The following is a 13,225-nucleotide window of genomic DNA, read 5'->3' as shown; positions in this document are numbered from 1 at the left end:
TCCGGAAGAGGAGTCACTCGTGGCTCAGTACGACGTCTCGAACCGCTCGGCGATCGTGACGGGAGCAGGCAGCGGAATCGGACGCTCGACCGCTCTGCTGCTCGCCCAGAACGGCGCCTCCGTCGTGGTCAACGACCTGAACGCGGACAACGCGAACGCGGTCGTCGAGGAGATCCGCGCCGCCGGCGGCATCGCCGAGGCATCCGTCGGAGACGCGACGGACACCGACTGGATCGCCAGCTCGGTCGAGCTCGCGAACACGCTCGCCCCGCTGCGCATCGGCGTGAACAACGCCGGCATCGGCGGCGCATCCGCTCCTACCGCCGAGTACGACGACGCCGCGTGGGACAAGGTCATCTCGATCAACCTCAACGCCGTGTTCCGCAACATGAAGGCGCAGATCCCCTCGATCCTCGCGAACGGCGGCGGCTCCGTCGTCAACATCGCGTCGATCCTCGGCAGCGTCGGCTTCGCGAACTCCCCCGCCTACGTCGCCGCCAAGCACGCCGTCGTGGGCATGACCAAGTCGGCTGCCCTCGAGTACTCCGCCCAGGGCGTGCGCGTGAACTCGGTCGGCCCCGGCTTCATCGACACCCCCCTGCTCGCCACCATGGGCGACGAGGCCAAGGCGTTCCTCGTGAGCAAGCACCCGATCGGTCGCCTCGGCCAGCCCGACGAGGTCGCGAACCTCATCGCCTTCCTCGCCAGCGACGCCGCCAGCTTCATCACCGGCAGCTACCACCTCGTCGACGGCGGCTACACCGCCCCCTGAGGCTCGGTCGCCACGCGCCGCTGTCCGCGCCGCGCCGTTTGCAGGACGAAAACACGGATGCAGGGCGAGATCGACCATCTCGCCCTGCATCCGCGCTTCTGTCCTGCATCCGGCACCGACCTACCCGTCGGCACCGGATCAGGCCACCCGACGCCCCTCCGTCACCCGAGACGGTCCAACCGCAGGGTCGCCGTGGCGCTGTGCGCGGCCATGCCCTCGGAGTCCGAGATCACCTGCACGGCGTGCGCGAGCTCGGGCGTGGCCGCACGGCTGATGCGCTGATACGTGAGCGGCTTGAGGAAGCGCGACACCGAGAGCCCGGCGCTGTGCTTGGCCCCGCCGGCCGTGGGCAGCACGTGGTTCGTGCCCGCCATGCCCTTGTCGGAGTATGCGACCGTGCTCCAGGGCCCGAGGAAGATCGAGCCGTAGTTGCGCAGATTCTCGTGGTACCAGTCGTCGTCGGCCGTGAGCAGTTCGAGATGCTCGGGGGCTAGGTCGTCCATCAGAGCGACCGCCGTGTCGCGGTCTTTCACGACGGTGACGACGCCGTAGTCACGCCAGGCGGCGCCGGCGATGTCGACCGTCGCCAGCGTCTCGAGCTGTCGTTCGATCTCGGCGATCACGGCATGACCATGCTCGTCGGAGGTCGTGATGAGCGCCGCAGGCGAGTTCGGCCCGTGCTCGGCCTGCCCGAGCAGGTCAGCGGCGACGAGCACGGGGTCGGCCGTCTCATCCGAGATCACGGCGACCTCGCTCGGGCCTGCGAGCAGATCGATCGCGACCGTGCCGAACAGCTGGCGCTTGGCCTCGGCGACGTAGGCGTTGCCCGCGCCGACGAGCATGTCGACGGGCAGGTCGCCGAGCAGTCCGAACGCCATGGCTGCGAGCGCCTGCACCCCGCCGATCACGAACACCCGGTCGACACCCGACAGGTGCGCGGCGTAGACGACGGCGTCGTTCGCTCCGCCGTCGGGCTGCGGGGGCGTGCACGCGATGACGGTCGGCACGCCGGCCGCCTTGGCCACGCCCACGGTCATGAACGCGCTGGCCGTGAGCGGGAAGCGTCCGGCTGGCAGGTATGCGCCGACACGCGACACGGGGATGTACTTCGCGCCGGTCACGACGCCCGGAACGAACTCGGTCTCGAAGTCGGTCAGGTGCTCGCGGGAGGCGCGGGCGAACGCCTGCGTCCGCTCGGCGCCGAGCTCGATGGCCGCCCGCAGGTCGGGGGCGAGGCGTTCTCCGCTGCTCGCGATCTGCTCGGGGGTGAGCTCGATGTCGGTCCCCTGGTAGTTGTCGAGCTTTCGCGCGTAGTCGAGCACGGCGTCAAGGCCGCGCTCGCGGATGTCGGCGAGCATGGCCGTGACCGTCTCGATCACGGCGGGGTCGCGCTGCGCGGCGGGTGCGTCGATGAGCGGGGTCTTGAGGTGGTGGAAGTCGCCGTCGAAGCGGGCGAGCACTGCAGAGGAGTAACGCATGCAGGAAGGCTAGATCCGCTCGCAACCACGAGACAAGCCTGATGATCCTGCACGATCCATCGGGTTTACCATTGGGTGTGACCATCACCCAGCTCACCGCCTTCCTCGCCGCACTCGACGACGGATCCTTCACGGCGGCGGCGAAGACCCTCGGGATGACGCAGGCCTCGGTCTCGGAGCTGGTCGCGCGCCTCGAACGGGAACTCGGCATCACGCTGTTCGCCCGAGGCAGCAGACGCCTCGTCCCGACGGCCGCGGCGCTCGAACTGCGGCCGCACGCCGCGCAGGCGGTCAGCGCGGTGCAGAACGGCATCGACACGATCCAGGCGCTGGCCTCGCTCGAGCGGGGCACATGCACCTTCGGCGTGCTGCGCAACGCGGCCTATTACGCGCTCGCCGATCTGGCCGAGACATTCCATCACCGGCATCCCAATGTGCGGTTGCGCCTGGTCGGCATCAACTCGGCGCACGTCGCCCGGTCGATCGCGGCGGGCGAACTCGAGGCCGGACTGCTCGTGCTGCCGGTCGATGAAGACGGCCTCGAAGTGCGCCCGCTCTTCCGCGACGAGGTGCTCTACGCCTCCGCCACGCGGGCGCCGGAAGCCGGCCCGGTCACGATCGAGGAGGCCGCCGACGCCAAGCTCGTGCTCTACGACGCCTTCGCCGGGTGGGACGACCCGACCCGACGCCAGCTGCTCGAACGCGCACGGCTGCGGGGCCTGACCATCGAGCCGGCGGTCGAGGTCGAGCACGTCGAGACGGCCCTCAGCCTGGTCGCCGCAGGCACGGCCGACACGATCGTGTCACGTTCGATCGCCGAGTCCGACGCCTTCCCCTCCGGCATCCGCACGTTCCCCTTCGCCGAGCCGATGCACGACACGATCGCCCTGGTGCAGCGAGCGGGCGTGCTGCTCTCACCCGCGACGCAGAAGCTCGCCGAGCTCGCCGAGCGGATGCTGCGCGAACGCCTGCCGGAGCATCAGGGTCGCACGGCACTGAGCTGAGGCCGACTCCGGGTGGGCGGGCGGCGCCACCTCGCCACCCCACCGCGCGCCGTTTGCAGGACGAGAGCACGGATGCAGGACCAGATCGGCGATCCCGCCCCGCATCCGTGCTCAGGTCCTGCATCCGGCACGGAGCCGGACGTCACCCACCCACTCAGTACAGGTCGGCGCGCCGATCGGCGAACAGGTCGTTGTGCGGCGGCAGCGCCTTGCCGCGGGCGGCGTCGAGCGACAGCACGGCCGTCGCCCCCATCACTGCGCGGAACGCGACGATCCAGCCCTGCTCGTCGATGATCGCCGTGCCGTCGGTCCAGTCGACGCCGCGCTCGGACCCCCATCGATCGGCGATCACGACGGGCAGTCGCGACGACCGCGCCGACGCCATCGCCTGGATCAGCTCGGGTGCATGTTCGCCGTCCGGCCGGGGCACGAGCGGCCAGTTGACCGGCAGCGCGAGCACATCCGCGCCCGCGAGCGCGAGACGGCGCGGCACCTCAGGGAACTCGTTGTCGTAGCAGAGCGCCACGCCGAGACGACCGAACGAGGCGTCCACGACGAGTCCGGCCTCGGACCCGCTGTCGAAGACGAGCTTCTCGGCACCCCACAGATGCGACTTGCGGTAGTCGGCCAGGCGCGCGTCGCGAGTGAGCACGGCGGCGGTGTTGAAGAGCCGCTCCCCGTCTGCTTCGGCGTACCCGACCACGACGACGGCATCCGCGGGGATCGCCTCCTGCAGCGTCGACCACCGCGGGTCGTCGGCGGTGAGAGCGGCGCTGTGCGCCTCCTCGCGATCCGCGAACACGTAGCCGCTGGTCGCGAGTTCCGGCAGTACGATCAGCTGCGCCTGCCGACGAGCAGCGGCAGAGATCGCCGAGCGGATGCGTTCGAGATTGCCGTCGACGTCGCCGAGCACGATCTCGGGCGACAGCGCCGCGACGCGCAGCTCAGCGGCATCCGACCCCGTCACGGACGCGCCGGGGCGCGAGAGGACAGTACCCCCTCGCGCCCCGTCGTTCTCAGTCATCTTCCGTGGCGGTGACCATCACTCCCAGCGGGGCCAGGTAGCCGTTGGGATCGATGGTCCAGTCGGCGGCGGCCGCCGCTTCGACGACCTCCGGAGCCCACTCGAGGTAGACGCGGTCGTCGCCACCGTTGATCACGAGCACCGTGCCGGTGCCGGACTCGTCGCCCTCGACGCAGACGTACGAGCGCCAGCTGCCCTCCGGAACCGAGAAGGTGTCTCCGGCGCCCAGCGTGACGGCCGTCGACGGGTCGCCGTTGAGGGTGACCTCCCAGCGGCCGGTCTTGAACAGCAGCGCCTGCGTCTTGTCGTGACGGTGGCGCAGCACGCCCTGACCCGCTTCGGCCCGTACCCACGCGAGGTTGAACGAGTGGGGTTCCGTGACGTTCGGCACCTGGCGACGGTTCTCGCTCATGCCGTATCCGATGGCGGTGGCGAGCTCGACGTGCCCGCCGTCGACCGCCGCGCACAGCAGCGCCGCCGACGAGTACTTGCGGTCGCCGGGCTGGATGACCCGCGAGCGCATGTCCTCGACCGTGTAGGTCGTGAGCTCGTCGATGTAGTGCTGCTTCATCGGGGTGATCAGCGGCACGTCGTCGGGCAGCACGTCACCGGCGACCGTGTCGATGAGCTTGTTGTCGGCCGTGAGGTGAAGGCCGTAGGACTCCGCCTCACGCAGCACCGACGGACCCCAGATGATGCCGCCGTTGTCGTCGCGGCCGAGCACCGTGTAGAGGATGCCGTCATCCGGCCCCTCGTTCGTGAATCCGCGGAAGATCCACGTGGGGATCGTCACGATGTCTCCGTCGTGACTGATGTATTCGCCCTGCTTGCCGTCGACACCCCAGCGGAGGCGGAACTCGCCGCCGAGGTTGATGAAGACCTCCGCAGTGAAGTGCAGATGCAGGTTGTTCGAGATGCCGTTCGGCATCCCCGCGGCTCCGGTGTTGAAGCCGTGATTCACCTCGAGGTTCACGTACTGGCTCGCGTTCTGCGAGACGCCGGCGCCGATGAAGGAGTAGTTCTCCTTGCGGTCGGATCCCGGAGTGCGGCAGTCGATGAAAGCGGAGTTGCACGGCACCCAGTCGGTGCGGCGGATGGTGCGGCGTGCGATCTCGTCCGCGGGGACGATGACGTCGACCTGGTCGACGATGGCGTTGCTCATTTCTTCTTCTCCTTGTCGATCAGTCGATGATCAGTAGATGTTGCTGAAGGCTGCCGGCTCGTCGCCGCGGGTACCCGCGATCTGGGCGCGCAGAGCGATGTCGTCCCACAGGCGCACCTCCTTGACGAGGGCTCCCTGGTGGAAGGTGAACTGCGAGATGCCGAGCACATCGACGGGCTTGCCGGTGAGGCTGCCGTAGTTCGGGGCTCCGTTGTAGTCGCCGACGAACTTCCAGGTGACCGCGACGCGCAGTCCCGCATAGCGGACTTCGTAGTTGGTCTGGATGTCACGGATCTCGAACTGCCCGGCGGGGAACGACTCGAGGAATCGCAGCAGTGCGCGGCGGTAGCCCTCAGGCCGGATGACGACGCGGTTGCCGACCGTGAGCAGCACGAGGTCGCGGTGGAAGAACTTCTCGACCTTCTGCAGGTCGCGGTCGTTCCACACCGTCTGGATCATGTCGATGACGGTCTCGACCTCGGAGCGGTGGTCGTCGGGACGCACGCCCGAATCGCCCTTCGCGATCGGATCGGCGGGCGCCGGCTCGGTCCACGACCCCGTGTAGCCGCGGAAAGCCTGGGCGCGGGCGAGCTCGTCGAGGTCGTCGCCGCGTTCGAGTGCGCCGGCGAGCGAATCGCGCACGACCCACTCCTCGACCATGCGGCCCTTGCGGTACAGGCAGTTGGCGATGGTGCGGCTGTGCGAGGAGGTCTGCAGGTGCCCCGACAGCACGAGGTGCGAGCTGAGGAACGCATCGTCGCCGCGAGCCTCCCAGATCACGTCTTCGGCCTGGCCGGTGCGATCGGGTGTCGCCGAGATGCGCATGAGCGTTCCTTCGATGACCTCCTGTCGCGTCGTCGAGGTGCCGTAGGCGCCGTGCACGATCGAGTCGGGCTCGTAGTTGTCGCGGATGAAGCTGATCGACCGATCGACCCAGATCAGATCGGTGACCTCACGGATGAAGTCGTCGGGGTCTTGGTAGGGCAGATAGGCAACCGGGTCGAGAGACACGCGTTTCACTCCTTCGAGATGCGAAGCTGCGGTTCATCGGTGATCGCTGGCTTCTTCCTCGTCAGTGTATGCGTATGCACAAAGCAACGCAAGAGACGATCCTGCGCACACGGTGATCATCGCCGAGAGGCGGGTCAGTCGGCGCGTGCGGCCGCGAGAGTGCGCCTCGGCACGAAGACGGACTCGAAGCGCGTCTTCTCGAGCTCGGCGCTCGGATCCTCGATGCGGCGCACGATGAGGTCGGCGGCCGTGCGCGCCATGCCGGCGATGTCGTAGCCGATCGTGGCGAGGTCGATGATCGGCCAGGCCGCTTCGGGAAGGTCGTCGAAACCGAGGATCGAGAGGTCGTCAGGCACCCGCAGACCGGCGCGGTGCGCGGCATTGAGCGCACCGTATGCCACCACATCGTTGCCGCAGAACAGCAGGGTCGGGCGATCCGACCCTTCGAGGAGCTCGGATGCCGCAGCCTCGCCCTCGGCAGCTCCGTAGGGCACCCGGCGCACGTGACTCTCGGGCAGCGTCACACCCTCGGCGACGAGCGCCTCCCGCAGAGCGGCCTCGCGGCTCTGCGCCGTGCTCGTGTTGCTCGGTCCGAGCACCGCGCCGACCCTGGTGTGCCCGAGTGCGACAGCACGCTGAACCGCCTCGCGATAACCGGGAGCCGGGTCGACGACCGTGGCGTCCGCCTCGACGAACGAGCCGGTGCGGTTGAAGTACACGAAGGGCAGCCCGCGATCCTTGAGGCGCAGCGGCGCGACGGAGTCCACGGTGGTGGTCGCGAGGATCACGCCGTCGAGGCCGTTGGCCAGCAGTCGCTCGACGATGGTGTCGTTGTCGGCCGACTCGGTGTGCAGCATCAGCTGATACCCGAGCGTCTCGAGCTCTCGGTGCACCGGGGCGATGATGTGCGAATAGAACTGGTTGTCGAGATCGGTCAGCAGCAGGCCGATGCGCCGCGTGCGCCCGGACGACAGAGCACGCCCCGCCTCGCTCGGCACGTAGCCCAGCAGCTGGGCCGCCTCGCGCACCCGGAGCTTCGTCGCCTCGGACACCCGCGCGTCGTCGCGCAGTGCCCGAGACACCGTCGGCTGCGAGACTCCCGCCAAGCGGGCCACATCACGACTCGTGACGACCATCTGGCGCCTCCCCCTCGATCTCAGGATTCTACCGCCCTTGACGCCCGAATGCATACGCGGTCATAATCAGCACATACGTATGCAACGGAAGGAAGGGCCATGCCCCTGCATCTCAAGACCGCGCCGACGAAGACGTTCGCGGACACCGCTCAGCAGGACGTCGCCGAGCGGGTGAGGGGAATCATCGGCGACATCCGCGAGAACGGCGACGTCGCCGTGCGGCGGTACGCCGAGCAATTCGACAACTGGAGTCGCGACTCGTATCGGCTCTCCGATGACGAGATCACCGAGATCATCGGCACGCTCGACGCCCAGGTGATCACCGACATCGAGTTCGTGCAGAGCCAGGTGCGCCGCTTCGCTCAGGCCCAGCGCGACTCGCTGGTCGACATCGAGGTGGAGACGCTGCCCGGGGTGTTCCTCGGACAGAAGCATGTTCCGGTTCAGGCGGCCGGTGCGTACATCCCGGGAGGGAAGTACCCGCTGACGGCATCCGCTCACATGACGATCATCACCGCCAAGGTCGCCGGCGTGCCCCGCGTCGTCGCGTGCACTCCGCCCATCCGAGGCGAGATCCCCGCCGCGACCGTGGCCGCGATGAAGATGGCCGGCGCCGACGAGATCTACATCCTCGGCGGAGTGCAGGCGGTGGCGGCGATGGCCGTGGGCACCGACTCGATCGAACCGGTCAACATGATCGCCGGCCCCGGCAACGCCTACGTCGCCGAGGCCAAGCGCCAGCTGTTCGGCGAGGTCGGCATCGACCTCTTCGCCGGCCCGACCGAGATCCTCATCGTCGCCGACGAGCACGCCGATCCCTTCTTCACCGCCGTCGACCTGCTCTCCCAGGCAGAGCACGGCCCCGACTCCCCCGCCGTGCTCGTCACGACCTCGCAGGCGCTGGCGGAGGAGGTCATGGACTGGATCGAGAAGATCCTGCCCGGCATGCCCACTCGCGACTACGCCGGCCCGGCCTGGCGCGACTGGGGACAGGTGATCGTCGCGGACGACCTCGACGAGGCCTATCGGATCGCCGACGACTTCGCCTTCGAGCACGTGCAGATCTTCACGCAGAACCCGCGCGAGGCACTGACGCGGATGCACGACTACGGCGCGCTGTTCCTCGGCGAGAACACCTGCGTCTCCTACGGCGACAAGGTGATCGGCACCAACCACGTGCTGCCGACGCTCGGCGCCGCGAGGTACACCGGCGGACTCTGGGTGGGCAAGTACCTGCGCACGGTGACCTATCAGGAGATCCAGAACAGCGAGTCGTCGGCCGAGCTCGGAGCCGTGTGCGGCCGCGCTGCACGAGTCGAGCTCTTCGAAGGTCATGCCCGCTCGGGCGATGCCCGCGCCTGGAGGCACGCCGGCACGGAGTTCGCCTGGATCGACGAGAGTCACGCGGCGGTCGGCGCGGAGTCGCGATGACCGACCTCGCCGGTCGCACGGCCGTGGTCACCGGCGGCGGCAGCGGACTCGGGGCGGCCATCGCCCGGTCCCTGCACGCCGCCGGTGCGCACGTGGTCGTGGTCGGGAGGGACGCCGAGAAGCTCGACCGCGTCGTCGCCGACCTCGGTTCACGGACACGCGGAATGACCTGCGACGTGTCGGATCCGGCATCCGTCGACAGGCTGCGGGAGCAGCTGGCGGACACCGAGGTGTCGATCCTGGTGAACAACGCCGGCATCCCGGGTCCGGTCGCAGCGCTCACCGACATCGAGGTCGACGACTGGGACGAGGTCTTCGCCGTGAACGTGCGCGGCACGTTCCTGCTCTGCAAGGCATTCCTGCCCGGCATGGTCGAACGCGGCGACGGCGACGTCATCAACGTGGCCTCCGTCTCGGGCAAGCGTCCGCTCGCGCACCGCACGCCGTACTGCGCGTCGAAGATGGCCGTGATCGGGCTCACCTCGACGCTCGCGTTCGAGGTCGGACCGGCAGGTGTGCGGGTGAACTCGCTGTCGCCGGGCCCGGTGCAGGGACCGCGCATGGAGCGCAACTTCCGCCTCGAGGCCGCGAGATCGGGCACGAGCATCGACGACGCCGAGCAGGCGTTCGTCTCGCGCGCGGCGCTCGGACGCATGGTCACCGAAGAAGAGGTGGGCGCAGCGGTCATCGCGATGCTCGGGATGCCGGGCATGTGCGGTGCCGACATCGATCTCTCAGCAGGAATGGTCGCATGATGCGGTCGCTGCGAGCCCGAGCGCTCTCCGGCGAGAAGCTGATCGGGGCACTGCTCCGGATGCCGTCGGAAGAGCTGGTCGAGATGCTCGCCGTCGCCGAGTTCGACTTCGTGCTGATCGACTGCGAGCACGGCCCAGCCGACGTCGTCGCGCTGCGGCAGCACATCGCGCTGGCCCAGGTGCACGGCGTGCCGGTGATCGTGCGCGTCGGCGAGGGCGACCGCGGCCAGATCCTGCGGGTGCTCGACCAGGGAGCCCAGGGCATCCTCGCCCCTCACCTCGACACGACAGCGGATGCCGAGGCGCTGGTCTCTGCGGCGATGTACCCGCCGGTCGGGTTGCGCGGATTCGCGACCTACAGCCGGGCCGGACGCTTCGGTCTCGTCGACCCCTCAGAGCACCGCGACTGGTGGCTCGAGAACACTCTCGTGCTCGGGATGATCGAATCGCCCGGCGGGGTCGCAGACGTCGAGGGCATCGCCGCGGTGCCACGGCTCGACGGCATCATGGTCGGCCCCGCCGACCTCGCGGCGTCGAGTGGACCGGATGATCGACCGGTGCCCGAGGCGATCGCTGTGGTGCATTCGGCGCTGGCCAGGGTCGGTTCACTGCGCATGGACATCGTCGGCACGAGGGATGCGGCGAGCGCGGCCTTCGCCGACGGAGCCGACCTCGTCGTCTACAACCTCGCGTCCTCTCTCATGGCGCATCTGCGCGGCCTCGCGGCGCCCGAGCGCTGAGCGCTCGCCGCATCCCGCGCCGCCCGCGCCCCCCGCGCCCCGCCACCCACCGTCGATCCGGAGGAGATCTGCGATACGGAGGTCACCTCCCCCGCCTCCACCCTCCGAATCGCGGATCTCCTCCCAACTGCCGCAGCACCACAAGCCGAGGCGCAGCGAACCCGAGGTCAGACGACGATGCCGGCCAGTCGCTGCTGCGACATCCACGACCGGACGAGACGCCCGAACTCACGCGGCCGCTCGAGTGGCAGCAGGTGGCCGGCATCCAGGGTGACGAGACGGGCGTCAGGCATCGCCGACACGATCTCGGTGTGGAAGTGCGGCGGACAGATGGCGTCGTCGAGCCCCGAGACGACGAGGGTCGGCATCGTCAATCCGGTGATCCGCGAGAGCAGGTCGGTGCGTGTGAGCTGCATCCGCAGCTGAGCGCGTAGCCGGTCGGCACCGGTCTCCTCCCCCATGCGCAGAGTCCGCTCCACGAGTTCGGGCCGCTCTCGCACGAGCGCCTCCCCGAGCAGAGGAATGAGGATGCCGTCCTGCAGCGCGCGCGGCTCGACGCCCTCGTCGAGTGCCGTGAGCCACCCGCCCCATCCGGAACGCTGCGCGTCGGTCGGCGCCTTGGCATTGGTCGACACGAGGCAGAGGCCGGCCACCCTCTGAGGCGCGGCGAGGGCGAGAGCCATGCCGACGATGCCCCCGAGCGAGTGGCCGACGAGCACGAAGGTCTCGGGCAGATCCCGGAGCAGTGCCGCCACCTGCTCGCCGATCGAGGGACGAGCCAGCACCGGCCGGACCGCCCCCTCGAACCGCGCATCCGTCCACAGGTCGGCTGTGCAGTTCATGCCCGCGAGGAGCACGAGCGGCGGCACCGCGGCAGCCACCTCAGCCCTTCACGGCACCGTCGCTGAGACCCGCGACGAGATACTTCTGCGCGATGAAGGCGATCACGAACACCGGGATCGTCAACAGCATCGACGCCGCTCCCGCCTGCTGCAGCATCGGCAGGGTCTGCCCGAGCTGCGTGGCGATGAACACGGGCACCGTCTTCGACGAGGTGTCGGTGAGCACGAGCGCGGTGAGGTACTCCTGGAAGGCGAACAGGAACACGAAGATGCCGGCGGTCAGGATCCCCGGCCCCATCAGCGGGATCATGACCCTGCGCAGCATCCCGATCCTGGTGCAGCCGTCGATCATGGCCGCCTCGTCGAGCTCCTTCGGAATCTCGGCGAAGAAGTTGCGCAGCAGCCAGATCGTGAACGGCTGGTTGATCGCGACGAGGGCGATCGCGAGCGCGAACGTGGTGTCGTAGATGCCGAGCGCGCGGCTGATGTCGTACATCGGCAGCACCACCGCGAAGCGGGGCAGCGCACGGAAGATCAGTGCGAGCACGAGCAGCAGCGCCGAGACGTAGCTGGGGAACCGTGACAGCGCATAGGCCGCCGGGATGCCGATCGCCAGCGCGATCACGGTGGACACGACCGCCACGACCACGGTGTTCACGAGGTAGTCGGCGAAGTACGTGGTCTGCCACAGATCGACGAACGCCTGCAGGGTCGGCTGGTAGTCCCAGAGCACCGGCGGGTTGGCGAAGGCGACGTCGGTGGGCTTGGTCACCGACAGCGTCATCCAGATGAAGGGGCTCAGCATCACGATGCAGAGGATGCCGAGCAGCAGCCCCGTGATCACCGGCGGGCGGTTGGGGCCGCGGCGACGGCGCTTCGGCACGCCCTTCGTGACGATGGCCCTCGTCGAGAGTTCTGCGGAGGTGAGACTCATCGTTCGGCCTTCGCTTCCTTGAAGATGCCCCGGATGAACGGGATCAGCATGATGAGGATCAGGAGGATGGTGAGCACGTTGATCGCGCTGCCGAGACCGAGGTTCTCGGCGCCATCGGCGAATGCCACGGAGTAGACGTAGAGCATGATCGATTCGTTGCCGATGTTCTGCGCCTGCGGCGACAGCGGGATCAGGTTGTCGAACATGCGCAGCACATCCATGATCGTGATCAGTGTCACGAACCCGAGCACTCCGCGGATGGTCGGGATGATCACGTTGAGGTGCGTCTGGAAGCCGTTGGCGCCATCGATCTTCGCCGCCTCCTTCAGCTCGTTCGGCACGCCCTGGAGTCCGGCCAGGATGATCAGCATCGCGAACGGGAGCATGTGCCAGACGGTGTTGGCGATCACGAGGATCGCGTTGGGCACCTGGTCGGTGAACCAGAGCACCTGCGACCCGCCGAAGAAGCCGATCAGGCGGTTCACCACGCCGCCGAAGTTGTCGTCGAAGAGCCACGAGAAGGCGACGGCGCCGACGAGGTTCGGCAGCACGTACGAGACGAGCATGATGCCGAGCACGAGCGGACGCGACGTGGTGATGCGGTTGATGCCGGTGGCGATGATGTACCCGAAGACGAGCAGGATCGCCGTGGTGACGATCGTGACGGCGACCGTGAACATCACCGCCTTGTGGAAACGGGGATCCGTCAGCGCGTCGGTGAAGTTCTCCAACCCGATGAAGGTGCCTGGTGTGCCGTAGCGGACCTGCTCGAAGCTCCACTGCACCGTGCGCACCAGCGGCAGCACGAGCAGTGCACCCATCACCAGCAGGCTCGGAGCGAAGAGCAGCCAGAATTCGCGTGCCTTCATGTGCGTCCTCCCTTGGACGGACTGTGGCCTGAACTCGCGCTCAGGCCACAGTCATGGACGGTCGGAT

Annotated in this window: 13 protein-coding genes; 5 read left to right on the top strand and 8 right to left on the bottom strand. The window is 68.4% G+C overall.

The genetic code is table 11. The features are described 5' to 3' along the window. Positions 1-19 precede the first annotated feature (19 nt). Positions 20-772, top strand: coding sequence for an SDR family NAD(P)-dependent oxidoreductase (locus ASE34_RS02635; protein ID WP_053098474.1), 753 nt, complete (start codon positions 20-22; stop codon positions 770-772). Between the two features lie 161 nt (positions 773-933). On the opposite strand, the gene hisD (ASE34_RS02630) is transcribed toward ASE34_RS02635, so the two are convergent. Further along, a complete protein-coding gene (gene hisD / locus ASE34_RS02630; protein WP_056276239.1) occupies positions 934-2,250 on the bottom strand; it encodes a histidinol dehydrogenase in 1,317 nt (438 codons plus the stop codon). 77 nt (positions 2,251-2,327) lie between these two features. Between hisD (ASE34_RS02630) and ASE34_RS02625 the strand changes: the two genes are divergently transcribed. Then, a complete protein-coding gene (locus tag ASE34_RS02625) occupies positions 2,328-3,254 on the top strand; it encodes a LysR family transcriptional regulator (protein ID WP_056276235.1) in 927 nt (308 codons plus the stop codon). A gap of 154 nt (positions 3,255-3,408) precedes the next feature. Here the strand turns inward: ASE34_RS02625 and ASE34_RS02620 are convergent, their stop codons facing one another. From ASE34_RS02620 to ASE34_RS02605, 4 genes are all read right to left on the bottom strand, one after another. Beyond that, positions 3,409-4,278, bottom strand: a complete 870-nt coding sequence (locus ASE34_RS02620; protein ID WP_082586478.1) for a nitrilase-related carbon-nitrogen hydrolase — start codon at positions 4,276-4,278, stop codon at positions 3,409-3,411. After that, positions 4,271-5,440: a cupin domain-containing protein gene (locus ASE34_RS02615; protein ID WP_053098471.1), complete on the bottom strand. Its 1,170-nt coding sequence runs from the start codon at positions 5,438-5,440 to the stop codon at positions 4,271-4,273. Before ASE34_RS02615 ends, ASE34_RS02620 begins: the two co-directional genes overlap by 8 nt. 30 nt (positions 5,441-5,470) lie before the next feature. Beyond that, on the bottom strand, positions 5,471-6,451 hold the full coding sequence (locus ASE34_RS02610) for an ester cyclase (protein ID WP_056276229.1): 981 nt from the start codon (positions 6,449-6,451) through the stop codon (positions 5,471-5,473). A 134-nt stretch (positions 6,452-6,585) separates the two neighbouring features. After that, on the bottom strand, positions 6,586-7,587 hold the full coding sequence (locus ASE34_RS02605; RefSeq protein WP_056276226.1) for a LacI family DNA-binding transcriptional regulator: 1,002 nt from the start codon (positions 7,585-7,587) through the stop codon (positions 6,586-6,588). A gap of 99 nt (positions 7,588-7,686) precedes the next feature. On the opposite strand from ASE34_RS02605, the gene hisD (ASE34_RS02600) reads away from it, so the two are divergent. Genes hisD (ASE34_RS02600) through ASE34_RS02590 form a run of 3 tightly spaced genes read left to right on the top strand, consistent with a single transcriptional unit; the run spans position 7,687 to position 10,513 of the window. Further along, positions 7,687-9,018 carry a histidinol dehydrogenase gene (gene hisD / locus ASE34_RS02600; protein WP_053098468.1) on the top strand — a complete coding sequence of 444 codons (1,332 nt, stop codon included), beginning with the start codon at positions 7,687-7,689 and terminating at the stop codon, positions 9,016-9,018. Continuing rightward, complete coding sequence (locus tag ASE34_RS02595; protein WP_056276223.1) at positions 9,015-9,773, top strand: SDR family NAD(P)-dependent oxidoreductase; 759 nt, start codon at positions 9,015-9,017, stop codon at positions 9,771-9,773. Before hisD (ASE34_RS02600) ends, ASE34_RS02595 begins: the two co-directional genes overlap by 4 nt. Next, positions 9,773-10,513, top strand: coding sequence for an HpcH/HpaI aldolase family protein (locus tag ASE34_RS02590; protein ID WP_200955146.1), 741 nt, complete (start codon positions 9,773-9,775; stop codon positions 10,511-10,513). Before ASE34_RS02595 ends, ASE34_RS02590 begins: the two co-directional genes overlap by 1 nt. Before the next feature lie 167 nt (positions 10,514-10,680). Here the strand turns inward: ASE34_RS02590 and ASE34_RS02585 are convergent, their stop codons facing one another. From ASE34_RS02585 to ASE34_RS02575, 3 genes are read right to left on the bottom strand one after another with little or no spacing between them, the layout of a single operon-like run. After that, complete coding sequence (locus tag ASE34_RS02585; RefSeq protein ID WP_056276218.1) at positions 10,681-11,394, bottom strand: alpha/beta fold hydrolase; 714 nt, start codon at positions 11,392-11,394, stop codon at positions 10,681-10,683. A gap of 1 nt (position 11,395) precedes the next feature. Next, positions 11,396-12,289 carry a carbohydrate ABC transporter permease gene (locus ASE34_RS02580; protein ID WP_056276215.1) on the bottom strand — a complete coding sequence of 298 codons (894 nt, stop codon included), beginning with the start codon at positions 12,287-12,289 and terminating at the stop codon, positions 11,396-11,398. Then, positions 12,286-13,158, bottom strand: coding sequence for a carbohydrate ABC transporter permease (locus tag ASE34_RS02575; RefSeq protein WP_056276212.1), 873 nt, complete (start codon positions 13,156-13,158; stop codon positions 12,286-12,288). The genes ASE34_RS02580 and ASE34_RS02575 overlap by 4 nt, the downstream gene beginning before the upstream one ends. Positions 13,159-13,225 lie beyond the last annotated feature (67 nt).

Origin of the sequence: Microbacterium sp. Root280D1 (assembly GCF_001428975.1) — a bacterium.
Lineage (GTDB): Bacteria > Actinomycetota > Actinomycetes > Actinomycetales > Microbacteriaceae > Microbacterium.
The sequence above is the reverse complement of the archived record's forward strand: the minus strand, read 5'-3'. Positions and strand labels throughout refer to the sequence as shown.